25 protein-coding genes are annotated in these 24331 nt (G+C 69.7%); 7 read left to right on the top strand and 18 right to left on the bottom strand.

What is annotated here, in order from left to right:
* Window positions 1-63 precede the first annotated feature (63 nt).
* The 4 genes from AB0H76_RS11400 to AB0H76_RS11385 all read left to right on the top strand — a co-directional run bounded on the left by AB0H76_RS11400 (window position 64) and on the right by AB0H76_RS11385 (window position 2737).
* Complete coding sequence (locus tag AB0H76_RS11400) at window positions 64-447, top strand: hypothetical protein (RefSeq protein WP_357321090.1); 384 nt, start codon at window positions 64-66, stop codon at window positions 445-447.
* Complete coding sequence (locus AB0H76_RS11395) at window positions 444-809, top strand: DUF4345 domain-containing protein (RefSeq protein WP_357321087.1); 366 nt, start codon at window positions 444-446, stop codon at window positions 807-809. The genes AB0H76_RS11400 and AB0H76_RS11395 overlap by 4 nt, the downstream gene beginning before the upstream one ends.
* Window positions 810-831: 22 nt before the next feature.
* Window positions 832-1617, top strand: coding sequence for a helix-turn-helix domain-containing protein (locus AB0H76_RS11390; RefSeq protein WP_357321084.1), 786 nt, complete (start codon window positions 832-834; stop codon window positions 1615-1617).
* 70 nt (window positions 1618-1687) lie between these two features.
* On the top strand, window positions 1688-2737 hold the full coding sequence (locus AB0H76_RS11385; RefSeq protein ID WP_357326090.1) for an NAD(P)-dependent alcohol dehydrogenase: 1050 nt from the start codon (window positions 1688-1690) through the stop codon (window positions 2735-2737).
* Here AB0H76_RS11385 and AB0H76_RS11380 read toward each other — a convergent pair.
* From AB0H76_RS11380 to AB0H76_RS11295, 18 genes are all read right to left on the bottom strand, one after another.
* Entirely contained in the window at window positions 2725-3774 is a 1050-nt protein-coding gene (locus tag AB0H76_RS11380; protein WP_357321081.1) for an ABC transporter ATP-binding protein, read from the bottom strand. The two genes, AB0H76_RS11385 and AB0H76_RS11380, sit on opposite strands and share 13 nt — an antisense overlap.
* Window positions 3771-4586: a molybdate ABC transporter permease subunit gene (gene modB / locus AB0H76_RS11375; protein ID WP_357326088.1), complete on the bottom strand. Its 816-nt coding sequence runs from the start codon at window positions 4584-4586 to the stop codon at window positions 3771-3773. The genes AB0H76_RS11380 and modB overlap by 4 nt, the downstream gene beginning before the upstream one ends.
* The gene (gene modA / locus AB0H76_RS11370) at window positions 4586-5371 is read right to left on the bottom strand and encodes a molybdate ABC transporter substrate-binding protein (protein ID WP_357321078.1); all 786 of its coding nucleotides are present in this window, start codon (window positions 5369-5371) and stop codon (window positions 4586-4588) included. The genes modB and modA overlap by 1 nt, the downstream gene beginning before the upstream one ends.
* A 5-nt stretch (window positions 5372-5376) precedes the next feature.
* A complete protein-coding gene (locus AB0H76_RS11365) occupies window positions 5377-5778 on the bottom strand; it encodes a TOBE domain-containing protein (protein ID WP_357321075.1) in 402 nt (133 codons plus the stop codon).
* A gap of 122 nt (window positions 5779-5900) precedes the next feature.
* Window positions 5901-6416: an alpha/beta hydrolase gene (locus AB0H76_RS11360; protein WP_357321072.1), complete on the bottom strand. Its 516-nt coding sequence runs from the start codon at window positions 6414-6416 to the stop codon at window positions 5901-5903.
* A gap of 25 nt (window positions 6417-6441) precedes the next feature.
* Entirely contained in the window at window positions 6442-7341 is a 900-nt protein-coding gene (locus AB0H76_RS11355) for a hypothetical protein (protein ID WP_357321069.1), read from the bottom strand.
* Window positions 7342-7372: 31 nt separating this feature from the next.
* Complete coding sequence (locus AB0H76_RS11350) at window positions 7373-8647, bottom strand: pyridoxal phosphate-dependent aminotransferase family protein (protein WP_357321066.1); 1275 nt, start codon at window positions 8645-8647, stop codon at window positions 7373-7375.
* Window positions 8644-9672, bottom strand: a complete 1029-nt coding sequence (speB, locus tag AB0H76_RS11345; RefSeq protein WP_357321063.1) for an agmatinase — start codon at window positions 9670-9672, stop codon at window positions 8644-8646. The genes AB0H76_RS11350 and speB overlap by 4 nt, the downstream gene beginning before the upstream one ends.
* 33 nt (window positions 9673-9705) lie before the next feature.
* A complete protein-coding gene (locus AB0H76_RS11340) occupies window positions 9706-10251 on the bottom strand; it encodes a hypothetical protein (RefSeq protein WP_357321060.1) in 546 nt (181 codons plus the stop codon).
* Window positions 10252-10504: 253 nt separating this feature from the next.
* The gene (locus AB0H76_RS11335; RefSeq protein WP_357321057.1) at window positions 10505-11563 is read right to left on the bottom strand and encodes an FAD-dependent monooxygenase; all 1059 of its coding nucleotides are present in this window, start codon (window positions 11561-11563) and stop codon (window positions 10505-10507) included.
* A 72-nt stretch (window positions 11564-11635) separates the two neighbouring features.
* On the bottom strand, window positions 11636-12034 hold the full coding sequence (locus AB0H76_RS11330; protein ID WP_357321054.1) for a hypothetical protein: 399 nt from the start codon (window positions 12032-12034) through the stop codon (window positions 11636-11638).
* 56 nt (window positions 12035-12090) lie between these two features.
* On the bottom strand, window positions 12091-13311 hold the full coding sequence (locus AB0H76_RS11325) for a cytochrome P450 (RefSeq protein ID WP_357321051.1): 1221 nt from the start codon (window positions 13309-13311) through the stop codon (window positions 12091-12093).
* A 140-nt stretch (window positions 13312-13451) separates the two neighbouring features.
* Window positions 13452-13892 (bottom strand): nuclear transport factor 2 family protein, encoded by a 441-nt coding sequence (locus tag AB0H76_RS11320; RefSeq protein WP_357321048.1) that lies wholly within the window; start codon window positions 13890-13892, stop codon window positions 13452-13454.
* On the bottom strand, window positions 13889-14503 hold the full coding sequence (locus AB0H76_RS11315) for a TetR/AcrR family transcriptional regulator (RefSeq protein WP_357321045.1): 615 nt from the start codon (window positions 14501-14503) through the stop codon (window positions 13889-13891). Before AB0H76_RS11315 ends, AB0H76_RS11320 begins: the two co-directional genes overlap by 4 nt.
* Window positions 14504-14550: 47 nt before the next feature.
* On the bottom strand, window positions 14551-15507 hold the full coding sequence (locus AB0H76_RS11310) for an ABC transporter substrate-binding protein (protein ID WP_357321042.1): 957 nt from the start codon (window positions 15505-15507) through the stop codon (window positions 14551-14553).
* A 30-nt stretch (window positions 15508-15537) separates the two neighbouring features.
* Entirely contained in the window at window positions 15538-16287 is a 750-nt protein-coding gene (locus AB0H76_RS11305; protein WP_357321039.1) for an ABC transporter ATP-binding protein, read from the bottom strand.
* Window positions 16287-17132, bottom strand: a complete 846-nt coding sequence (locus AB0H76_RS11300) for an ABC transporter permease (protein ID WP_357321036.1) — start codon at window positions 17130-17132, stop codon at window positions 16287-16289. The genes AB0H76_RS11305 and AB0H76_RS11300 overlap by 1 nt, the downstream gene beginning before the upstream one ends.
* Window positions 17129-18460, bottom strand: a complete 1332-nt coding sequence (locus AB0H76_RS11295) for an aryl-sulfate sulfotransferase (RefSeq protein WP_357321034.1) — start codon at window positions 18458-18460, stop codon at window positions 17129-17131. Before AB0H76_RS11295 ends, AB0H76_RS11300 begins: the two co-directional genes overlap by 4 nt.
* 154 nt (window positions 18461-18614) lie before the next feature.
* Here AB0H76_RS11295 and AB0H76_RS11290 point away from each other — a divergent pair, with 154 nt between their 5' ends.
* The 3 genes from AB0H76_RS11290 to AB0H76_RS11280 all read left to right on the top strand — a co-directional run bounded on the left by AB0H76_RS11290 (window position 18615) and on the right by AB0H76_RS11280 (window position 24331).
* Window positions 18615-19640 carry a LacI family DNA-binding transcriptional regulator gene (locus tag AB0H76_RS11290; RefSeq protein ID WP_357321031.1) on the top strand — a complete coding sequence of 342 codons (1026 nt, stop codon included), beginning with the start codon at window positions 18615-18617 and terminating at the stop codon, window positions 19638-19640.
* A gap of 93 nt (window positions 19641-19733) precedes the next feature.
* Window positions 19734-21530 (top strand): HSP90 family protein, encoded by a 1797-nt coding sequence (locus AB0H76_RS11285; RefSeq protein WP_357321028.1) that lies wholly within the window; start codon window positions 19734-19736, stop codon window positions 21528-21530.
* A complete protein-coding gene (locus AB0H76_RS11280) occupies window positions 21530-24331 on the top strand; it encodes a hypothetical protein (protein WP_357321025.1) in 2802 nt (933 codons plus the stop codon). Before AB0H76_RS11285 ends, AB0H76_RS11280 begins: the two co-directional genes overlap by 1 nt.

Raw genomic sequence — 24331 nt, 5'->3', positions numbered from 1 at the left:
TTTCGGAAGCGCGGCCCGCGCCCCGGGTGTGACGATCTCCGGACATCGATCCGAGGAGAATTCATGCGACGACACGTCGGGCGGGCCTTACTGGCCGGCGCCGGGTTGCTCAACACCGCGCCGGCCCTCGGCGCGGTCGCGCCGCAGAGCATGTACGCCGCCTACGGGATCACCCCGGCGGGCCGCGATCTGGAAGTGGTGCTGCGTCACCGGGCCATCCTGTTCGCCGTCGTCGGTCTCGGTTTGCTGGTGGCGGTCTTCCGTCCGGCATTGCGGCCGATCGCGGTGGGCGCCAACGCGATCAGCTTCGGCGGCTTTCTCGTGCTGGCGCTGGCCGGCGGTCCGGTCGGCCCGGGGCTGACGCGGTTGGTGGCCTTCGACGTGGCGGGACTGGCGGCGCTCGGGCTGGGCACCGCACTGCTGCGGGACGAGCGGGTGCGGCGATGAGGACGGTCGTGCTCGCCCTGGTCGGCGTGCTGTTCACCGGAATGGGCCTGTACGCGCTCGTGGCGCCGGCGGCGCTGGCCCGGCCGTTCGGGTTGTCGGCCTCGACCGCGGTGAGCCGCACCGAGATTCGCGCGGTGTACGGCGGCTTCGGTGTGGCGATCGCGGGCGTGCTGTTCTGGTCCGCGTTCGGCAGCGGTGAGCTGCGGACCGGGGCCGCGCTGACCGTCGGTGTCGCGCTGGCGGGGATGGCGGGCGGGCGCGTGCTGTCCTGGCTGGTCGACCGCGGGATGCGGTTCTATCCGATCTGGTTCTACTGCCTGGTCGAACTCGCGGGCGCGGGCCTCGTGCTCGCTGTCGCCTGACATGTCCCCGGCCACTGCGATGATGACCACCATGACGGGCGACTCCAGCCGGGTAGACGTGCGCCGCCTCTGGCTCTGGCACGGGCAGGCGGCCTACCTGGGCGCCTCGTTCCAGTTGGACACCCATTCGACGCCGGTGCAGTGCTTCGTCCTCGGCGTCGACGAGGCGGTCACCGTCCACACGCCCGACGGTGGCCGGTGGCAGGCGCGCAGCGTGCTGATTCCGGCCCGCACGGCACACAAGCTCGAGACCACCGGACGCGTGCTCTTCTACTATCTCGACCCGCGCTCGGCGGCCGCCGCCCGGCTGCGCGGCGCGATGAGCGAGCCGCCCGCGCCCGTGGCGGCGCGGCACCGGGACGAGGCGGCCTTGCTGCGGCACCTGAGCACGCCGGGCTCGCCCGACCCCGAACTGCTGCGCCGCACCATCGCCGGCACCGAGACCCGGGCGGTGCTCGACGAGCGGATCCGGACCGTGATGGACGCAATCGTCGACACGCCCGCCGACCGTGCCGGAGCCGCCGACCTGGCGGCCGGCCTCGGCCTGTCCACCTCTCGTTTCCTGCATCTGTTCTCGGCCAACGCGGGCACCAGTTTCCGGCGCTACCGGCTGTGGTCGCGGCTGCTGGCGGTCGCGGCCACGGTCGCCGAGGGCGGCGACCTCACCCGGGCGGCGGTCGACGCGGGCTTCGCCTCGGCCAGCCACTTCAGCGACACCTTCCGGACCCTGTTCGGGCTGACCGCGACGGCGGTGCTCGCCCAGGGCATGGACATCGTCGTCATGGGGCCCCGGCACATCCCTGAGTAGGCTTTTTGTCGGGCCACCGTGCGCACTTCCGAACTGCTGATCAGAGAGGATTTTCGCGATGACCGACTCGATGAAAGCCCTGCAGTACCGCAGCGTCGGCGCGGCGCCGGAGGTCGTGGAGATACCGCGTCCCAGTCCCGGTCCCGGGCAGATCCTGCTCCGTGTACTCGCCGCCGGCGTCTGCCACTCCGATTTCGTCGTGATGGGGATGCCCGCGGACCAGGTGGGATTTCCGCTGCCGCTGACCCTCGGCCACGAGGGTGTCGGTGAAGTCGCCGAGCTCGGGGCGGGCGTCGGCACGGTGCGGGTCGGGGACAAAGTCGCGGTCTACGGGCCCTGGGGTTGTGGCGTCTGCGCGAAATGCGCTGTGGGCGCGGAGAACTACTGCCTGCGCGCGCACGAACTCGGCATCTTCCCGCCCGGGCTCGGCGCGCCGGGCGCCATCGCCGAGTACATGCTGGTGGACGACGCCCGCCACCTGGTCCCCGTCGACGACCTCGATCCGGTGCAGGCGGTGCCGCTCACCGACGCCGGTCTGACGCCGTATCACGCGATCAAGCACTCGCTACCGAAGCTGGTTCCCGGCTCGACGGCGATCGTGATCGGCGCCGGCGGCCTGGGTCACGTCGCGATCCAACTGCTGCGCCAGCTCAGCCCCGCCCGCGTCATCGCGCTCGACGTGAGCGCGGAAAAACGCGCGCTCGCCAAGGAAGTCGGCGCGCACGAGGCGATCGAATCCGACGACAAGGCGGCCGCGAAGATCCGCGAGCTGACCTCGGGCCGGATGGCCGAGGCGGTCTTCGACTTCGTCGGCGCCCCGCCCACCGTCGCTATCGCGGGCGCCTGCGCCGCCGTCGAGGCCGATGTCACGCTGGTCGGCATCGGCGGCGGCACCCTGCCCGTCGGTTTCGGCGCACTCCCCTACGAGGTCTCGGTCACCGCGCCGTACTGGGGCAGCCGCGCCGAACTGATCGAAGTCTTCGACCTCGCCCGCAGCGGCGCCGTCTCCGTGCACACCGAAACGTATTCCCTCGACGACGCGCCGCAGGCCTACAAGCGGCTGCACGACGGCGCGGTGCGCGGCCGGGCCGTCATCCTGCCGAACGGTCAGGCGGGATAGCTCTGGATCTCGGTCGCCTTGACCGCGGCCCACAGGCGCAGGCCGGGTTGCAGGCGCAACTCGGCCACCGCGGCCGTGGTGATGTCGGCCAGCACCGGGGGTGCGCCGTCGAGGCGGACCCGGGTGCTGTGCGCGTGCTGCTCCAGGCCCGCCACGGTGACCGGCCAGGTGTTGCGCGGGCTGCCGGACGGCTTGTCGGCGTGCAGGCTGACCGCGGTGGGTGAGAAGGCGAGGAACACCGGGCCGGCGGAGTGCTCGACGACGGTGAGCGTGCCGCCGGTGTCGATGCTGACGCTCGCGCCGGTCGCGATGCCGCGGAACAGGTTCAGGCCGACCAGGTTCGCGACGTAGTCCGAGCGCGGGCGGCGGGCGATATCGGCGGGCGCGCCCTCTTGGATCACCGTGCCCTCGTCGAGGATGACGAGGCGGTCGGCGAGCACCATGGCGTCGAGCGGGTCGTGGGTGACCAGGATGGTGTGGCCGGTGTAGTCACGCAGGTGGTGGGCGAGGTCGGCGCGCACCTGGAGGCGGGTGCTCGCGTCCAGCGCGGCGAGGGGCTCGTCGAGCAGCAGCAGTTGCGGCTCGGTGGCCAGGGCCCGGGCCAGGGCGACGCGCTGGGCCTGGCCGCCGGAAAGCGCGCGCGGGGTGCTGCGCGCGTACTCGCCGAGGCCGACGCGCTCGAGCCAGGCGGCGGCCCGGGTCCGGGCCTCGGCGCGGCGCATACCGCGGGCGCGCAGGCCGAAGGCCACGTTCTCCAAAGCCGAAAGGTGCGGGAACAGCAGGTAATCCTGGAAGACGACGCCGACCCGGCGGTGTTCCGGCGCGACGAACGTCGCGGGCGGGGCGTCCCAGACCTGGTCTTCCACCGCGATCGTGCCGCCGGTCAACGGCAGCAGGCCCGCCAGCGCCCGCAACGCGGTGCTCTTCCCGGCGCCGTTGGGACCGAGCAACGCCACCACCTCACCGGGGCGGCTGGTGAGGTCGACGTCGAGGCGGAACCGCTCGCGCTGGACGCGCAGGTCGGCGCGCAAGGTCATGCGGTGCCTCGAATCCAGCGTTCCCGCAGGGACACCAGCACCACGACGGAGACCACCAGCAGGACCAGGCTGAGCACGATCGCGGCGTCCGGATCGGTTTCCAGCGCGAGGTACACCGCCAGCGGCATGGTGGTGGTCTTGCCGGGGAAGTTACCGGCGAAGGTGATGGTCGCCCCGAACTCGCCGAGGGCGCGCGCCCAGCACAGCACGCCGCCCGCGATCACACCCGGCAGGACCGCGGGCAGGGTGACGCGCCGGAAGGTGTACCAGGGTGTGGCGCCGAGTGTCGCCGAGGCTTCCTCGTAGCGGGTGTCGGCAGCCCGCAGCGCGCCTTCCACCGAGATCACCAAGAACGGCATCGCCACGAAGGCTTCCGCGATCACCACACCGGCGGTGGTGAACGGCAGCGAGACGCCGAACCAGTCGTAGAGGTACTGCCCGAGCAGCCCGCGCCGGCCGAAGACCAGCAGCAGCGCGACGCCGCCGACCACCGGCGGCAGCACGAGCGGCACGGTCACCAGCGCGCGGATGACGCCGCGGCCGGGCACGTTCGCGCGCGCCAGCAGCCAGGCCAGCGGTATGCCCAGGAACAGGCAGATGACGGTCGCCAGGGTGGCGCAGAGCAGCGAAAGCCGCAGCGCCTCGCCGACTTCCGGGCTCGACAATCGGGTGAACAGGGTCGGCCAGGGCGCCCGCACCAGCAGCCCGATGAGCGGGATGACCAGGAAGGCCAGCGCGCAGAGCGCGGGCACCATCAGGACGAGTGGTCGCCGTCCCGATGCCGCCCGCCGCCGCGCCGCTTTCGCGGTCATCATGGGGTGTCGAATCCGGCTCCCGCGAAGACCTGCTTCGCCTGGTCGGACTTGATGAAATCGACGAAAGCGGCCGCCGCCTTCGCGTTCGGCGCTTCGGCCAGCGGCGCGATCGGATAGGCGTTGACCGCCTTGCCCGACTCCGGGAAGTCGATGCCTTCGACCTTGCCGCCCGCCGCCTGCACGTCGGTGCGGTACACCAGCGCCGCGTCGACCTCGCCGAGGGTCACCTTGGTGAGCACGGCCTTGACGTCCTGCTCACGGGTATCGGGCTGCGGAGTGATCCCGGCGATCTCGAACACCTTCTTCGCCGCCGCGCCGCAGGGCACCTGCTCGGCGCACAGGGCGAGCTTGGGTTCGGTCTTGCCGAAGTCGGCCAGGCCGGTGATCTTGCCCGGATTGCCCTTGGGCACCGCGATTTCGAGCCGGTTGCTCGCGAAGGTCGCCGGGCTGCCCTGCACCTCGCCGGCGTCGACGACCTGCTGCATATTGGCCGGGGCGGCGGAGGCGAAGACATCGGCGGGTGCGCCCTGCTTGATCTGCTCGGCCAGCGCGGAACTCGCCCCGAAGCTGTAGACGACCTTCACCCCGGGATGCGCGGCCTCGAACTCCGTGCCGAGCTGCTTGAAGGTCTCGGTCAGCGAGGCCGCCGCAAAGACGGTGACCGTGCCGCTGACCTGGTCCGCGTTCCCGGCGGTGGTGGAATCGTCGGAGCCGCATCCGGCCAGCCCCGCGGTGACCGCGAGCGCCGCCACCGCGGTGGACAGTGTGCGGAGTTTGTTCATCCTCATCAACTTTCTGGTACTTCGACCACGACATTGGTCGATTTCACGGAGGCCACGGCGATGCTGCCGACCTCGAGGCCGAGTTCGTCCACCGATTCGCGGCTGATCAGCGAGGTCAGCCGGAACGGCCCCGCCTGTATTTCGACCTGGGCCATGACGGTGTCCTTGACGATGCGCGTCACGATGCCGCGCATCCGATTCCGCGCCGAGGCGGCCAGAATGGTGCTGCGGTCGTAGGCCTCGGTGCGGTGATCGCGCAGGACGGCGACCAGATCCTCGCCGCGCACCCCCTTGCGGCCGTTGTCGAGCTTGACCTCTTCCAACCGGCCCTGGTCGATCCAGCGACGCAGCGTGTCGTCGCTGACACCCAGCAGCGCCGCCGCTTCACTGATCCGCAAATTCGTCACGAGGGGAATGATATTGCCGCGTGTGCGGGTAGGGAAAGCGCCCCCACCGAAGAATCAGCCCCGATTTTTCCGAGGTCCGCCCAAGTCGCAGCAGGCGCCCTTCGGCGGTCGAGGTGCTGCCGTCAGCGGTCGTGGCGCCGCAAGAAGTCGGTGACCGCGTGGACGTAGTCGTCGGGGCGGCTCAGTAGCAGGGAGTGCCCGCCGTCCGGGAACACGAGGAGTTCCGCGTCGGGGTGCAGGTCTTGGAGCCGCTGGGTGTGGGTGGCGGTGATCAAAGGGTCGTCGGCGGCGCTGATGATCAGCGCCGGGCCCTGCCATGGGGTGGCGGGGTGCAGGTCTGACAGCCGTTGCGCGGCATCGAGGAGACGCTGATAGGAGTTGAGCGCCGCCCGGTGGCCCCCGTCTCGGGTCGCGGTGAGGACGCGGTCGATCCAGAAGTCGGCTTCGGCGGAGTCCTTCCACGTGCCGCGCAGCGAGTCACCGATCGCGGTGAGGGTGTCGTCCCAGGGGGTGTCGCGGGTGCGTTCGAGGGAAGCGCGGAGCCGGGTCAGGTCTTCGGGGCCGTAGAGACCGGTGCCGGTGAGGATCAACGACCGGACGCGCGCGGACGCGCGCTGGGACAGCACCTCGGCGAGCATGCCGCCGGCGGACTGTCTCCCTCGATTACGAGCGACCCGCCAAGTAAGCGGCCCGGCCCGCGGCAACGGCTTGGGCCAGCGCCTTGGCGGCGGCGACGCGGTCGGGCGCGTCGAAGACGACCTGGGCGGAAGCCACTGCCGCACAACCCATTTCCATCGCCTGACAGGCCTGGGCGACCGAATCGATCGCGCCGCCGCCGATGACCGGCACTTCGACCCGATCGAGGACGCTCTCGAACCGCCGCGGGTCGGCCTGCGGCACGATCCCGGCGCAGCCGAGGTCCGCCAGCTCGGCGGCCAGGTCGGGGTCGGCGCCGACGAGCGGGTAGACGTAGAACCCGTCCCCGATCAATTGCTCTGCCGCGGAGATGATTTCGCGCCGATCCTCGCCCATGATCAGATGCACCCGGGGTGCGCCGACGATCTCGGCACCGTGCCGGGCCGCGGCGATGGCGGCGCGCGCGTCCACGCAGCCCGCCGTATTGGGCAGGACGTGGACACCTTGATCGCGCAGCAGTTCCATGACATCGGCCAGCTCTCCGGGCTCGTCCAGGGTGGTCCGGATGGTCACGGACTCGAGCCCGGACGCCTGGGCGATGGCGGGGAGGTAGGTGAGGTCGGCGCCCTCCGGAATCGCGAGCATGAGCCGTGATTCGAGTTGCACGTCGCCGAGCGTCCAAGGGTCCGGCGCCGTATTCGTGCTGAGCCGCGGGGTAAGACTGATGGCGCTCAGCTTCAGCCCCTCGGTCAGCGCGTAACCGTGCCAGTCCTCGTGCCGCACGAACCGGCCGGAAACGGCGACGGAAACGGAATCGGCCGAATAGCCCGCGCTGTGCAGGAAACCCGCAATGCTGACCGGCGTGCGGAGCCGATGCTGTTTGCCGTTCACCGTGACGGTGAGGTCGGGATCGGCCGGCTCGGTCATGGACTTTTCCTAAAGAATGGCTTTGTCATTGTCATTCGGCGTTGTCGGCGGAAATGATGTCCTGCTCGGCGAGCACTACCAGCGTCTCGCACAGGTGCCCGACCTGCTCGGGGGTGTTGACGGCCGTCATCTGGATGCGGAAGCCGGATTCGTCCTTGGGAACCAGCGGGTAGGCGGCGAGGGTCACGTAGATGCCCCGATCCCAGAGCACCCGGGCGGCGTCGGGAACCCGCTCGGGATCGGCAACGGGGATCTCGATGATCGGCGAGCCGGACACGTTCGGGGTCCGCACGCCGAGGGTTTCGAGCTGGTCGAGGACGCGCTTGGTATTAGTGTAGAGATCTGCGCGCAAAGCGTCGCCGTAGCGGTCGTTGACGTCGAAGCCGGCCAGCACCCCGGCCAGGGACGCGGTGGGCGACGGACCGGAGTAGAGGTAGGGCGGCGCGCTGTACTTGAGCTTCTCCTTCAGCGCGGTGGGCAGCGCGATGAACGCGAGAATGGCCGAGTACGCCTTGGAGAAACCGCCGACCAGAATGAGGTTGTCGTAGCCCTGCCCGAGGTGGCGCACCACGCTGTTGCCGCGGTGGCCGTAAGGCAGGTCGGGGCCGGGGTGCTCGCCGAGGACACCGAAACCGTGGGCGTCGTCTACGTACATTATCGCGCCGTAGCGCTCGCAGCGGCCGATCATGTCCGCGAGCGGCGGCACGTTGCCGGTCATGCTGTTGAGGCCGTCGAGGCAGACCAGCAGCGGCTGATCGGGGCCGATGGCGGCGCGGGCCGCGCGGAGTTCGTCGTCGAGGGTGTCCAGGTCGTCCTGGCTGTACTTGGCGAAGTGGGCGCCCTGGTTGCGGGCGATGATGGATGCGTCGAACAGTGTCTTGTGCGCCCGCTTCTCCAGCAGGACGCCGCCCTCCTCGGCGAGCAGCGGCAGGATCGCGGTGTGGATGAGGGTGATCGTCGGCAGGACCAGGGAGTCGGGTGCGCTGAGCAAATCGGTGAGGCGTTCCTCGATCTCGGGGTAGAGCGCCGGATTGCCCAGCAGGCGGGACCAACTCGGGTGCGTGCCCCAGCGTTCGATGGCCGCCTGGGAGGCGGCGATGATCTCCTCGTTCAGGTCGAAGCCCAGGTAGTTGCACGAGGCGTAGTCGACGAGCCAGTGGTCGCCGATCCGGATATTGCGGCCGTCGATCTCCTCGATGACCGCGTCGTACATGGGTGTCTGCTCGCCGGTGCTGCCCAGGTCGCCGGGGCCGCCGTCGGTGTGCTCGACGAGTTTGCCCATGGCGTCGTCAGTGTGCTCGGTCATCGTTGCCTCCAAGGCCGATCGTGGAGCAGGGGAAGTTCGGGTTGCCAAGCTGTTCCGGTATCGATCTGGGTGCGGCGCCAGGCGATTCCGGAGAGGGCCTCCAGGATCACGCGGTTGGCCAGGTAGGCGGTCGTCTCGGCGTGGTCGTAAGCGGGGCTGACCTCGACGATCTCGACGCCGACGAGCGGAACGCGTTGTGCGACGGTGCGTACCGCGTCCAGGAGTTCGCGCGAGGTGAAGCCGCCGGGCTCGGGCGTGCCGGTGCCCGGGGCCGCGGCGGGGTCGGCGACGTCGATGTCGACGGAGAGGTAGACCCCCGTGGTGTCCGCGGTGACCGTGGCCATCGCCTCGGCGAGCACGACCGGCAGGCCGCGCGCGCCGATCTCGGTCATCTCGTAGGCGCGTAACCCGTTCTCGGCCATCCAGTTCAGGGTGGGTGGCGCGGGCCAGTAGCCCCGCAGACCGATCTGCACGAGTTCGCGGCCGTGGATGGTGCCCTCTTCGACGAGCCGCCGCATCTGGGTGCCGTGCGCCTCGCGCAGTCCGAACTGGGTGTCGTCGGTGTCGGCATGCGCGTCGAAGTGCAGCAGCGCGGTGCGTTCGGGACGACGCTGGGCGGCGACCGCGCGCATCGTGCCCAGGGAAACGGTGTGATCGCCGCCGAGCACCACGGGGATCGCGCCCACGGCTAGTACGGCGGTGACCGCCTCCCGCAGTCGGGTCATGCTCAATGCCGTGTCCCCCGGCGGCATTTCGATGTCGCCGCCGTCCACGACCCGCAGATCGGTGAGGGGGTCGACGCGCAAAGCCAGATGTGGTCGCGCACCGTCCCAGGGTGCGCAGTCCGCGGCGCGGATCGCGTTGGGCCCGAAGCGGGCTCCGGGCCGATGCGAGGTCCCGGCGTCGAAGGGCGCGCCCAGTATGACGACGTCGGCCGATTCCCGTGCCAGGTCGCTCACCTCGATCGCGGGCACACCGAGGAAGGTGAAGTCCGGTCCGAACATGCTCCGAGGCCGGTGCGGCATCGACGCCTCCTTGTTCAGCGATGGTGCGCTGCTTCAGACCTCGGGATGCGCGCCGTCCGCGATGTAGGACCACCAGGTGCGCATCACCTGGTCCACCCGGTCGGCGCTGCGGGTGATGCCGGACTCGGCTTCACCGTGGGCCAGCCCGTAGGCGATGACCGGGGTGATGTGCTCCGCGCCGGTGCCTTCCGCGTAGCTGGAGCCGCCGTCCAGATGCTCGATGATCGCGGCGGGTGCGTCGGCGGTAGCGCGGAGGATGTCGGCCCATGCGGTGGAGGTGGCCTCCCACAGCACGCCGTCGGCCCACATCGAGAGCGCCGCCTCGGCGGGCCCGGCGTGGAGGGCCACCCAGGCCTGGAACTCGGCCAGCGCCCGGATCTGCGGCGCCACCGGCGCTTCGGTCAGCGCCTGCTCGGTCAGGCCCAGCGCCGGACAGACTTCGCCCAGCAGATGGGTGCGCACGTCCGCCATCTCCGTCACGGCCGACTCGAAGAGATCGCCGGGTGCGCCCCGGGGAAATCGAGCGAGCAGAAAAGAAAAGGTGACCCGCTCGAATTCCAGTGCCTGAAACTCGGCCACCGTGAAACGCTGCAGAATATCGGTGCCGGACAACTCCTTATGCGGAAGCGAAAGCAGTGGGTTTCCACCCACATGCCGGGCCGGGTCGACCATTGTCGATGCGAGGAAATCTTCAGGGGTCACGGAATGCTCACTTAATGGCGGCTCCGGGGGATGAAATAAACGATACACGAACGATGCACCAGTGTTCGTGACTTCCCGAAATCGATGAGTAATTCGCCTATTTCAAGACCGTTTACCGCGCGCGATTCGTTCAGGTCGCGGCGGGCCGGCCGGTGCTCTGCCGGATCCGCCGTTGCGCCACTTCACGATCGGCGCGGATCCGTTCGCGCCGTTGCGCCATGGCCGCCGCCGGGTCGCCGCCGTCGACGATGGCCTGATACACCGCGTGCACGTCCTCGAGCGCGTCGCGGGCGCCCACACCGGCAGCGGGGGTGATGGCGTGATCGGCGTCGCCGACCAGCAGCACCGGGAGGCGCGGCGTGGCGGCGTTGTCCAGGGGCACGTTGCGCGCGTTGGAGACGTGCACCGACTCCGTCTGGGCGAGCAGGGTTTCCAGCAGCTTCGTGTTCGACGGTGTGGCGTCGAGGACTTCCGCTGCCCAGTCACCGACCGGACGCACGCCCTGCTCGTCTGTGGGCAGCGAGGCGCGGGGAATCCGCAGGAACCAGAGGGCGGCGGTGTCCTCGTCCCAGACATGGCCGAAGGTGGCGCCCTTGCCCTGCGGGGTGATCTCGTCGTAGAAGTGCAGCACCGCAGCGGAACTCGGCAATGCCACCGGTGTGGCCGTCATCCCGTAGACGACGACGTCTCCGGCGTACACCGGGACGCGCTCGGGCTCGAGGTGGGCGCGCACCACGGAGTCGATGCCGTCGGCCGCGATGACCAGGTCGTCGGCAATGGCGATGCCGGGTTGCTGCGCGCCGTCGAGTGTGACTGTGCCGGAATCGATCCCGGTGACCGCCACGCCGTACCGGGCGTCCGCGCCGGAGGTGTCGAGGAAGTCTTGCAGCACCGCGATCAGGTTGGCGCGCAACCAGAATCGGTGCCCGCGATCCATGCGCGCCGAGTGCACGCCGACGCTGTTGGTGTAGTCCAGTCCGAGGATCGGATGGGAGGCCGCGTGCAAGGCGGCCAAGTCGAGACCGAGCCCCGTGAGCGCGGTGTGACCGCGATCGTCGAGGAACAGGAACGCCCCGCCACCGCCGCCGACCTGCTGCCGCTCGTACACCGTGACCTTGTCACCGGTGCGTGCCAGCGCTCCCGCCAGTGCGGTGCCGGCGATGCCCCCGCCGAGGATGGTGGTCGCCACTATCGATCCTCCTGTGTAGTACGTAGTTACCAGTGGATCATGCCGTGCGGAGGCGGACCGCGGGTATGACGCCTACTCGCGCGCCGGACTCACCGAGGGTTCGCGGGTGCGGAACAACACGACGAGGAAGGCGATCGCGAACGCGGCGTGTACCACCAGGAAGATCCGCGCGAGGTCCCGCGCGTCGCCGGTGGCCACGCCGACGACATCGTTGGCGGCGACGACGCCGAAGCCGATGAGGTTGGCGGCCAGCACCGCCCGGCGCACCGGCGACGGTCCCGCGTTGCGGCACAACCAGTTCAGCGCGGCGATCCCGAGGAACGGCCCGCCGAGCAGGCGCAACAGTGCGATAAGTTCCGTCGAAGGGTCTTCCGGCACAGCGTCTATCCCGAAGCGCGCCGGGACGATGAGCAGCGCGAGACCGATGATCAGCAGGTAGATGGCGGCTGTGATGAGCAGCGGTTTGACCATGGGCACGGCTCCCGTCCGAACAAGCCCGGCTGGCTCCGATTTTAGTGCCCGGAGGTCTATTCGTAGGCGACTTCCCAGCGTTTGATGCCGTTGAGCCAGCCGGAGCGCAGGTGTTCGGGCTCGGCGAGCTGACGGAGGTTGGGCATGGTGTCGGCGATGGCCTTGAAGATCAGGTCGATCACCAGGCGGGCCAGGTTCGCGCCCATGCAGTAGTGCGTGCCCGCGCCGCCGAAACCGACGTGCGGGTTCGGGTCGCGCAGGATGTCGAAGGTGAACGGGTCGGTGAAAGCGTCCTCGTCGAAGTTGGCCGAGCCGTAAAACATCGCGACGCGCTGGCCCTTCTTGATCGACTGGCCGCCGAGTTCGACATCGCGGGTCGTCGTGCGCTGGAAGACCGTGACCGGGGTAGCCCAGCGGACGATCTCGTCGGGCGCGGTGCGCGGGCGCTCGGCCTGGAACAGCTCCCACTGCTCAGGGAAATCCACGAACGCCTTCATACCGTGGGTGATCGAATTGCGGGTGGTCTCGTTGCCCGCGACCGAGAGCAGGATGACGAAGAAGGCGAACTCGTCCGAGCCGAGGTGCTCGCCGTCGATATCGGCGTGCAGCAGCTGGGTGACGATGTCGTCGGCCGGGCACTTGCGCCGCTCCTCGGCCAATTGCCAGGCGTAACCGCTGAGTTCGAGCTGGGCGGTCACCGATTCGGACTCGAATTCGGGATCGTCGGAGCCGATCATCGAATTGGACCAGTGGAAGATCTTCTTGCGATCCTGCTGTGGGACACCGAGTAGTTCGGCGATCGCCTGCAACGGCAGCTCCGAGGCGACCTGTTCGACGAAGTCGCCGCGGCCGGTCTTCTTGGCCTCGTGCACGATTCGCGCGGCCCGCTCGGTCAGCGCGGCCCGCAGCCCCTCGATCGCGCGCGGGGTGAACCCCTTCGAGACGATCCGCCGGTTCTTGGTATGCGCCGGCGGATCCATGTTGAGCATGATCACCTTCTGCATGTCGAGCTGCTCGCGCGTGGTCTCCGCCGTATAGCGGATGATCGCGGAGTTCTCGGCCGAGGAGTAGGTCTCCGGATGCCGGGAGATCTCCTTGATGTCCTCCAGCTTGGTGACGGCCCAGTAGCCGCCATCGTGAAACCCACTCCCCCGCTGCTCGCACCACCAAACCGGCGCCACGCGGCGCAATTCCGCGAACTCCTCGGTCGGCCTGCGGTGCGCCCACAGATCAGGGTCGGTGAAATCGAACCCGGCGGGTATCGACGGTGTGGCCATAGCTATCTCCCACTGGTCCGCGCTCGGCAGAACGTGATCTGAAACACGTTCTATGTTCGATTCAAACACCGAAGGCGCTGTCGCCATGGAGCTACCGCGAAATTGCGCAGAAGGAGGGGAAGACCGCGGGGTGGGTGTCGCTATGCGGCTGCGCCGCGGTGGAGTTGGCGGACTTTGGCTTCGTGGGTGCTGGTGAAGTCCGGGTCGACGTAGATGTGGACGGCGCTGATCAGGGTGTCGCGGAAGGTGAAGACGTTGCAGAAGCGGCCGGTGGAGATGTGGTGGTCGGGCCAGGGATGGCCGCTGGCGGTGGTGCCCCATTCGCGGCCTTCGACGATGACGCGGTCGCCGGCGACCATGATGTCGAGGCCGTCGATGTCGTGCTGGAGGGTGGACAGGTCGGTCCAGAGGCGCTGGGCGAACTCGGCCATGTCTTGTTTGCCGTGGCCGATGCCGAATTTGGGGAAGAAGAGTTCTACGTCGTCGGTGTAGAGGTCGAGGACGGCGGGGTCGCCCGCGTCGATCAGCGCGAAAGCGCGGCGGATGATCGCGATGCGCTGGGCGGTGAGGTCGGTGGTCATGAGGACACCTTTCTGATGAGCGGTCGCAGGCCGAGGGTGAAGACTCGATGCAGGCGGTCGGGAGCGGCACCGGCTTGCGCGACGACCCGGAGCCCGGAGATCACGGTCACGACGAGCAGCGCACCGTCGTCGGGGTCGGCGTCGCGCCGTAAACTGCCGTCGGCCTGGCCGATTCGGATCGCCCGCGCCAGCAGCCCGAGCCGCCGTTCCAGCGAGGCTCGCAGCGCCTGGCCGATGCGCTCGTCTCGTTCGGCGACCCCGGGCGTCATGTAGGTACTGACGACCATGCACCCGGCCGCATGCCCCTGCTGGGCGGCGGCGCGCTCCTCGGCGAGCACCGCCGCGGCGAGCGCTTCCAGCCGCTGTCGCCCGTTACGGCTCTCGTCGGCGAGAATCGCCTCCTGCGCCTGGTCGATGACCGCGATGTAGCGCCGCAGGGCCTGCACGAACAGCTCCTCTTTCGAGGTGAACGTGTTGTACAGACTGCTGCGCCGCACCCCGGCGACCTCGCACAACCGTTCCGTGGAGCTGTCACCGAACCCGAATACCCGGAACTGGCCCGCCGCCGCGTCGAGGACGGCGGACTCGTCGAACGCCCGTGGTCTGCCCATGGCACCGAAGCTACCACAATTCTGTACTTTAAAATACAGAACTTGCTTCAGCTGGGAACATGCCCGCTCGCGAGGAAGGTGCTGTAGTCGGGCAGCTGGGCCGCGCGGTCGATCTTGCCCTGCTCCTTGGCCCAGGCGCCGAGCGCGGTGAGCACGCCGGCGAGGTCTGGCTTCAGCTGCAAGGTGAAGTCGAACTCCGCGAGAATCTTGCGAATGAGATCCGGGGCCAGCTGGGTCGCGGCCGCCACCGCGGCAACCGCCTCGTCCGCACCCGACTTCAACTGCGCCCCAGCGTCGTTCAGCGCCGCGAAGAAGTTCTTCAGGGCCTCGGCCTTCTGCGTGACCGCGTTGCCGGAGGCCAGGTAGAGACTGTGCTGGGTATAGGTGCCCGCGCCGAGCGCGACCGCGTCGGCACCGAGCGCGGCGATCACCTGCGCCTGGTACGGCTGGAAGATCGACACGGCATCGACGTTGCGCTGGGTCGCGGCGGTCAACGTCGCCGAGGGCGCGACCTGCACCAGGTTCGCGTCAATGGCACTGTGCGAGAGCGCATTCGAGGCGTAGTAGGCGGCACTGGTGCCCAGCGGTGTGCCGATCGACTTTCCGGCCAGGTCGGCGACGGTGCTGATCCCGGCACTGCGCCGGGCGACGATTCGTGAACCCTCCCAGCGTGATCCGTCGCCCACCACCCGCAGTTCGGGCGAGCGGGTCAGCGCCGCCGAGGTCGGCACGTCGGCGGCGGTGGCGATGTCGAGTTGCCCGGCGGTGAGCGCTTGCAGCGCCTCCACGCCGGTGGCGAAGTTGACGACCTTCACCGTGACGCCGTGCCGCCCGAAGTAGCCGGCCTGCTGGGCGACGGGTATCTGCGCCCAGGAAGGGTCGACGACGAAGCCGACGGTGAGCGTCCCGGGATCGGAATTATCGGCGCCGCACGCGGCCAGCCCGGACAGCACCGCCGCGGCGGCGAGAACGGCGGCGAGGGGGCGCAGGAGTGTCTTTCGCATAACTGTCTTTCTCGATGATGGTGGGGCGCTTCAGCGTTCGATGCCGAGCTCGTGGTGCAGGGTGCGGCGCAGGTCGCTGTATCCGGGTTGGTCGGCGAGGGTGTCGGCAGGCCGCGGGCGGTCGAGCGGATTGACGATCTGGGTGGTGATCCGGCCGTCGCGCAGGACGCTGATGGTGTCGGACAGCCGGATCGCCTCGTCGATGTCGTGGGTGACGAACACGACGGTGCGTTGTAGCCGGATCCACAGGTCGATCAGCAGATCCTGCATGTTCAGCCGGGTCAGGGCGTCCAGGGCGGCGAACGGCTCGTCCATCAGCATCACGTCGGGTTCACCGGCGAGCATCCGCGCGATGCCGACGCGCTGGCGCATGCCGCCCGAGAGCTGGCTCGGCCGCTTGGTGGCCGCGTCGGCGGGCAGGCCGACCAGCTCCAGCAGTTCGTCGATGCGGGCCCGCCGGCGCGCGGCCGGGACGCGATGCGCGCGCAGGGCGAAGTCGATATTGCCCGCGACGCTCAGCCACGGGAACAGGACATCGCGCTGGAAGGCGACGCCGCGGCGCGGATCGGGCGCCCGCACCGCGGCGCCGTTGTCGGTGACCGTGCCCGAGGTCGGCGTGATCAGCCCCGCGAGGCAGTGCAGCAGCGTGGATTTCCCGCTGCCGGACGCGCCGACCAGGACGGTGAACGAGCCGTCGGGCACGCTCATGTCGACGTGCGTGAGGGCGGGGCGCGGACTCTTCGGGAAGCGCACCACCAGATCCCGGGTTGCCATCGCCATCAGTGCACCTCCCGGGCCCAGCCGACGGCGGGTGCGGTGAGCGCGGCGATCGCCTGGTCGCAGACCGCGCCGAGCACGCCGAGCACGATCAGGCAGCAGATCAGCCGGTCCGCCTGGGAGAACAACTGCGCCTGATAGATCCGGTAGCCGATGCCCGCGGTTGTGCCGGTCATCTCGGCGACCACGATCAGCACGAACGCCATCGCGGCGCCGACCCGGATACCGGCCACCACATCGGGGATCGCCTCGGGGATGACGATGCGGGCCAGCGTCTGGCGGCGGCTCGCGCCCAGGCAGCGGGCGGCCTGGAGATAGTCCGCGGGTGTGCTCGCGAATCCGGAGTGGCTGTTGATCCAGACCGGCACGAACACCCCGAGCGCGATCACCAGGATCTTGCTGTTCTCGCCGATCCCGAACCACAGGATCGCCAGGGGCACCAGGCCGATCGTGGGCACCGGCGACAGCAGCCGCAGGACCGGCTGCAACAGCGCCCGCCCGGCGCGGGTGCTGGAGGTGAGAATCGCCGCGCCGATCGCGGCGGCCGAACCGGCCAGCAGCCCGAGCATCGCCCGCTGCACGCTGGCGAGGATGTCGGTGAGCAGCAAGTCCTCGGCCCACATCGTCTGCCCGGCGCGCAGGATCTGCGCCGGCGACGGAAACAATTGCGCGGGAAAGGTTCCGGTGGCCGCGACTGCCGACCAGGCCAGCCCGGCCAGGGCGAGCCCGGCCGCGGTGCCCGCCACGACGCGGCCCGGTCCGGTCACGCGGGTGAGCAGGCCTGGGCCCGGCGCGGGTGCGCCGGGCGGCCGATCGGTATCCGCGCGGGCTTGCAGCAGCGACTTCATGGCACCGGAACTTCCTGTCTGCGTACATCGATCGCGCCGAGGGCGGCTGCGGGCGCATCCAGCGGCACCCAGTCGAACGGCACGGCCTGGGACCGGTACACCAGTGCGGTGGTACTGAGGCGGTCCACGCCCGGCACACGCGGCTCGTGCACCTCGGGCTCCCCCGCGACGCCGAGACCCGTGTAGGGCGAGACGTATTCCCACACCACCCGGCCCGCGGGCGTGACCTGGAAGATCCGGCCCTGCATGCCCTCGGTGACGAGGGTGTTGCCGTTGGGCAGGCGCTGGGCGTTGCTGACGAAGGAGCTGAAGAAGGTCCAGGACGGCAGCCCGGAATCCTCGGCGGTGTACTGCCAGACGATCTGCCGGGTCGACGGATCGATCTCGAGCACCCGCGAGCCCGCGTAGATGCCCAGGCCCGCGGGCGGATATCCGGCGCCGCCCTGATTGTCGAACACCAGGATGTTCCCGGCGCCGGGCAGTCCCTCGGCGATGAGATGCGGATTGTGCTGGCCGGAGATCTGATCGACCGGTCGCGGCACCCGGTGCGCGTTGATCCGCTGATGCTGCGCGCCGGGCTGCTCGTCGAAGTACGGGCCGAGCTGCCACACAACGGCTTTGGTGGTCTTGTCGATCAGCGCGACCAGATTCGCCTTGCGCGAGCTGATCAGGATGTTGTCCGGCTGGAAGACGCCGCCGGGGTCGGCACGGTGCCACCGGTTCGGCCCGAGGGTCTTGGCGCTGTTGAGCTCGAGGTAGCCCCACGGGTCGTCGGGGTCCCGGGAGACGGTCTCGCGCAGGGCATTCCATCCGGCCTCGGAGAGGCCGAACTCGTCGAGGTGGTCGCCGGCGCGCCATTCCCAGACGATCTCGCCGGCGGGGGTCACCTCGTAGAGCCCTTGATCGCCGACGGGGTCGGGCCCCAGGCCCGGCACCACGCGCGGGATGGTGACCAGCAGCAGCCGGTTGCCGTTGGGCAGCAGTTCCCAGTCGTGGTTCTGACGCGCCGCGCCGCCCGGGGCCTGCTCACCCCACTCCCAGACCCGCTCACCCGCCCAGTTCAGCTGCCCGACAGTGCGGTTGGCGTAGATGCCGCCGCGCGGGTCGTCGCTGAGCGCGAGCTGCACCCCGACGTCGCCGAGCCGGCCGCCGGTCAGCGCGGGATCGAGGATCCGCGGCGGGACACCGGCGAAGGGCCACTCGTGGCGGACCGTGCCGTGCAGGTCGATCAGCCGGGTGACGGAGTCCGCGCCGGTGAACAGGATGTAGCTGTCATGAACCGATTCCGGGTCGTAATAGGTGACTCCGGTGAGTCGAACGAAGGCCATGCAGATACTCCATCAGTCGGTTGTAAAGCGGTTTGGTCGCCGATGTTACGAATCTAATCGATTTGCGCAGCACGTTAGCGCTGCGGAGACTGTAAGAATCAGAACGATTTCAAGCCTGGCCGTGGGCGCGAGCGCGGACGAGAGTGGAGCGAATTTGACTGCCAAACGAACGACCCTTGCCGATGTGGCCCGCCGGGCGGGCACCTCCACCGCCGTGGTCAGCTACGTCCTCAACGGCGGCCCCCGGCCGGTGTCGGACGGTTTGCGGGTCCGCGTGGTGGCGGCGCTGGACGAGCTGAACTATCGCCCGCACCGGGTCGCGCGGGCGCTGCGCCGAGCGCAACGGTGGAACCATCTCGGCCTGCTGGTCCCCGACGTCCGGCTGCCGCTGTTCGGCAACCTGGTCGGGCACATCGAACTCGCGGCCCGCGCGCGCGATCACCTGACCCTGATCGGCAACACCGGCTACGACCCGGAGCGCGAAGTCGAATTCGCCTCGGCCTTCGTCGATTCCGGGATCGAAGGCCTGATCGTGGTGGGCGGCGCCAACGGCGCGGCGACCGGCGAGCTGTGCGAACGCGCGCGCATTCCCATCGTGTGGGTGCACAACAACCGGGACCGGGTCGACGCGCCGGTGGTGGGCGCGGACCATGTCGACGCCGGGGTGCTCGCCACCCGCCACCTGGTACAGCGCCACAGCTGCCGCGACATCGCGTTCGTCGGCGGTTTCGACCCCGCCGACGTCGAGCACGGTGACCGCGAGACCGTCGCGCAGCGCTACGCGGGATACCGCTCCGTCGTCGCGGCGGGCACCCACATCCGCACCGACCTCACGCCCGCGGGCGCCTATCGCGCGGTGCGCGACCACCTGGCCGCCCAGCCGCGACCCGACGGGGTCGTGGTCGGCACCTACGGTCAGGCCGCCGCCACCCTTCGTGCCATCACCGACGCCGGACATCGCATCCCCCAAGACATTTCGGTCGTCGGATACGACGCCGACACCAGCAACACCTACGCCCTGCTGCGGCTCACCGCCGTGCAGCAACCCATCGACGTGATCGCACGCACCGCCCTGTCCCGCGTTCTCGAAGCGGACACGAGCGACACTTCGACCCCGGCGATCGACAGTCACCTCCAGATCGGCGAGACGTGCGGCTGTCCGCCGGGCGAACAGCTCTGAGCGGGCAACCGACCGCCCCGGCTCGAGCCGCAGGTGTCCGGACCTGCCGCTACAGTGGCCGAGCAACAATATGCGTGGTTCGAAGGGTGTCCGGTGGAGCAAGTTTTTCAGGTCGATCTGCGTGGGGTCGTCGACCTTCTGAGCCACCATCTCTACGGGAGCCCGCGGGTGTATCTGCGCGAGCTACTGCAGAACGCGGTGGACGCGATCACCGCGCGCCGCGGCAGCGACGCCGACGCGCCCGCCGAGGTCCGCATCGAGACCCCGGATCGCACCGAGGACGGCAGCATCCGCGTGCACGACACCGGTATCGGCCTGACCGAATCCGAGGTGCACACCTTCCTCGCGACCATCGGGCGCAGCGCCAAGCGGGACGAGCTCGGGTTCGCCCGGCACGAGTTCCTGGGGCAGTTCGGCATCGGCCTGCTGTCGTGCTTCCTCGTGGCCGACGAAGCGCAGGTGCTCACGCGCTCGGCGAAGGGCGGGCCGACGGTGCGGTGGATCGGCTACGCCGACGGCCGCTACCGCGTCGAACGCGCCGCTGAGGAACGCGCCGAACCGGGGACCACGGTGATCCTCGTGCCGCGCCGGGACATGCGCCAGTGGGTGACCCAGCGCACCGTGCTCGAGCTCGCGGCACTGTTCGGCACCCTGCTGCCCTTCCCGGTCACGGTCGACGGGGAAAGCATCACCGCGCCCGGATTGCCTTGGCGGACAGCGTATCCCACGCCCGCGGATCGCCAGGTGGCGTTGACCCGGTACGCCGAGGACACCTTCGGGTTCACCCCCTTCGCCGCCTTCGACATCACCTGCGCCGAGTCCGGGCTCACCGGTGTCGCGTTCGTCCTGCCGCAGGCGGCCAACCCCGCCGCGAAGACCGGGCACCGGGTCTACCTCAAGCGCATGCTGCTCGCCGAGAACGTCACCGGGCTCCTGCCCGACTGGGCGTTCTTCCTGCGCTGCGTGGTCGACACCACCGAACTGCGCCCGACCGCCAGCCGGGAAGCCCTCTACGAGGACGATCTGCTGGAGGCGACCCGCGAGGCGATCGGCGCGCAGATCCGGGACTGGCTGGTCGAGCTGTCGACCTCGAACCCCGCCGGCCTGGCCGAGTTCCTGCACATCCACGACCTGGGTGTGAAAGCGCTGGCGCTGCACGACGACGACATGCTGCGCCTGGTCGATCAGTGGCTGCCGGTGGAGACCAACGCGGGCCGGATCCCGCTCGCCGAGTTCCGCCGCCGCTTCGGCGAGGTCCGCTACACGCCCTCGGTGGAGGAGTTCCGCCAGCTCGCCGCGGTGTCCAGCGCACAGGGCCTCGGGCTGGTCAACGGCGGCTACTCCTACCTCACCGAGATCTTGGAGCGGCTGCCCGCGCTCGACCCCGAGATCCGGGTCACCCGGCTCGATCCCGCCGAACTGGCCACGCATTTCGACCTGGTGGACCCGGCGACCGAACTGGCGTTGCGGCCGTTCCTCTCGACCGCCCAGCGCTGCCTGGACCGGCTCGAATGCGAGGTCGCGCTGCGCACCTTCGACCCGCCCTCGCTCGCCGCCCTGTACCTGCTCGACCGCGACACCCAGCATCGCGCCGAACTCCGCGCGACCCGGGCGATCGCCGACGACCTGTGGGCGGATGTGCTCGGCGCGTTCGACACCGATCAGGGCACCGACCGCCCCCAGTTGGTGCTCAATCACCGAAATCCCTTGGTGCGCCGTATCTGCGGGGTGACCGACCCCCGCCTGGTGACCACGGCGGTCGAAGCCCTCTACAGCCAGGCCCTGCTGCTCGGCCAGCATCCGCTGCGCCCGATCGACATCGCCCTGCTCAACCGCTCTTTCGTCGGCCTGCTCGACTGGGCCGTGCACGATACCGAAGGTGAATCCTGATGTCGCACAACGCCGAAGACCTACGCCGGCTGCTGAACGAGGCCGCTCGGCTGCCCTTCGGCGACGCCAGAGACACCGCGCTGGAAGGGGTTCTGCGGCACGCGGAGGCCGGTGCGCACACCGAGCTGGCCTTCGAGACGCGCATGGATCTGGTCTCGTCCTACTCCGGCGGCATGCAGCCGGCCAAGTTGTTCGTGCCGTTCGCCCGCTGCCTGGCCGACTACGACCGGGAACCGGGCGCGCATCCGCACTGGGCCGCCCGGATGCTGCGGTGGTATTTCAAGCACGCCGTCAACGCGATGACATCATTCCCGGAGGTGCCCAAGGATCGGGCGCTGGCCGCACTGGATCAGATGGAGCGCCGCTATCGCACCGAGGGCCAGAGCCTGCACGCGGTGTATGCCTACCGGCATCGACTCGCCCGTCATCTCGGGGACGCCGCGGCCGCCGAGGAATGGTACGAGCGGTGGTGCACCACGCCCCGGGACGAGAACTCCGACTGCGCGGGCTGCGATCCGAGCGACAAGGTCTCCTATCTGATCGAGCGCGGACGTGATCACGAAGCCGTCGAACTGGCCGGGCCGGTGCTGCTGGGCGAGCTCACCTGCCGGGAACAGCCGCAGCACATCCTGACCATGCTGCTCCTGCCCTATCTGCGCACCGGGCAACTCGATCAGGCCCGGGACGCCCATCGCCGGGCCTACCGCATCCTGCGCGGCAAGCCGCAGGATGTCGCCGATATGAGTGTGCACCTACAGTTCTGCGCGCTGTCGGGGAATCAGGCGCGCGGTCTCGAACTGCTGGACCGGCATCTGGCATGGCTCGATCGGGCGCCGAATCCGCTGGCCGCCATGAAGTTCGCCGCGTCCGCGGCACTGCTGCTGCGCACGGTCAGCGAGGCCGGACACGACAACGCGGTCGTGCGCCGTCCAGCCTTCGGCGACCGTCCCGCCGCCGAACCCACCGCCGCCGCGCTGCGGGCCGAGTTGACCGATCTCGCACTGTCGATCGCCGCCCGGTTCGACGAGCGCAACGGCACCGATCACCAAACCGCCACCGTGCGTGCGCTTGTGGAGCGCAAGCCGATCGTCGATCGACTGCCGCTATCGGCCGTGGCCGAACACCGGCTCGACACCCCGGTGCCCCCGGTCCCGCTCGAATTCCCGGAGCTGACCACCGACGAGATCCTCGAACGCGCCGAACAGGCCCAGGTGCGGCGCGAATACAGCACGGCGGCAGCGCTTTTGCGTCACCTGGACGATGAGCCCGCGGACCCGGTGCAGGCCGGGCGGGCCGCCACGGTTCGAGCCCACGCGGCCATGCAGGACGAGGATCCGGAGCGCGCCGAGGCCCTGTTGCGGGCGGCGATCGAATTCTTCGGTGCCGCAGGCGATCAGGATCGTCAGCAGGCGTCTTCGGGTCTACTCGGCGGCGTGCGGTGCCGCGACGGCGACGCCGTCGCGGGTGTGACGCTGCTGCGCGAATCCCATGCGCGGCTGAGCCGAGCTGCCGACGCGGAAAGCCGGGTCCGGGCCGCCCTGCGTCTCACCAGCGGGTTGCTCGCCGCCGATCACCGCGGTCAACTCACCGCCGATCCGGACGAGATCTCGCGATTGCTCGACGAGGCGGCCGCCGGCGCCGCCGAAGCCGGTGATCCGCGACTGCACGGCGATATCGCCATACAGCGCAGTCACGCACACGACGAGCGCGGGCAGCACGCGGAAGCCATTCAGGCCGCCCAGGACGCGCTGGCAGCCTATCGTGCGGCCGATATCCCGGCGCTGATCGCCGCCAGCGCCTGCCGGCTGGCCGCCTTGCAGTACGACGCGCATCAGATCGAGGATGCGCTGTCCGCGGTGACCGAGGTCTTCCCCGCGCTCACCGCGGACAGCTCGGTCGACCTGCGGATCCGCGCGCACGGACTGCGCGGTGACCTGCTCAACCATCTCGACCGTGCCCCGGAAGCCGTCAACGACCTGGTCATCGCGCTCGCCCTCGCCAAGACCGCGAACCAGCCCGACGTCGCGGGCCTGCAATGGAGTCTGGCGATCAGCTACCGCAAGACCGGGCAACTGCTCGACGCGGCCGACCTGGCCGAGGAGGTGATCGCGAGTCTGGAACAGCAGGACCGCGGTGCGAGCGCCCGGCGCTGCCGCTATCTGCTCGCCGATGTCCTCCGTGGGCTGCACGAGGACGACCAAGCGCTGTCGGTCTATGACGCGATTATCGAATTCGACCGTGCCGCAGGCGATCACGCCGAGGAAGGGTATGCCCTCGCACTCACCGCCGACCTGCTCGACCTGCTCGACCGCGACGGCCTGGCCGCCGAGCGGTACCGGCTGGCGGCGGATGCGGCAACGCTGGCCGAGGACTATCTCCGGGCCGCGTACTGCCGCTACAGCGCGGCCCTGTCGCTGCACTGGAGCGGGGCCACCGCGGCGGCCGTTGTCGCGCTGGACGCGGCCGACCAGGCCATCGAGGCACTCACCGCGGCCGACCCCGATCCGGAACTGCTCACCTGGCACAGCGCCCGCCGCGACTTCAACGCCGCCCGGGTGCTGCGAGCCGCGCACCGGCCCGCGGACGCGGTGACCCGGGCGGGCAAGGCGGCCGCGGACTTCCGTTCGCTCGGTGAGATCGACCAGGCCGCCCGGGCCGGACTGGAGCACGGGCAGCTCCTGATCGAACTCGACCGGCGCCCGGAGGCGGTCACGGCACTGACCGCGGCGCTCGCCGAACTCCCCGACGACCATCGGGCACGCGAGGTGCTGACCGCGGCGCTGGCCGAGGCCGGGGCCTGA

Origin of the sequence: Nocardia sp. NPDC050712 (assembly GCF_040654295.1) — a bacterium.
Taxonomy (GTDB): Bacteria; Actinomycetota; Actinomycetes; order Mycobacteriales; family Mycobacteriaceae; genus Nocardia.
This window is presented reverse-complemented; position numbering and strand designations above follow the sequence as displayed.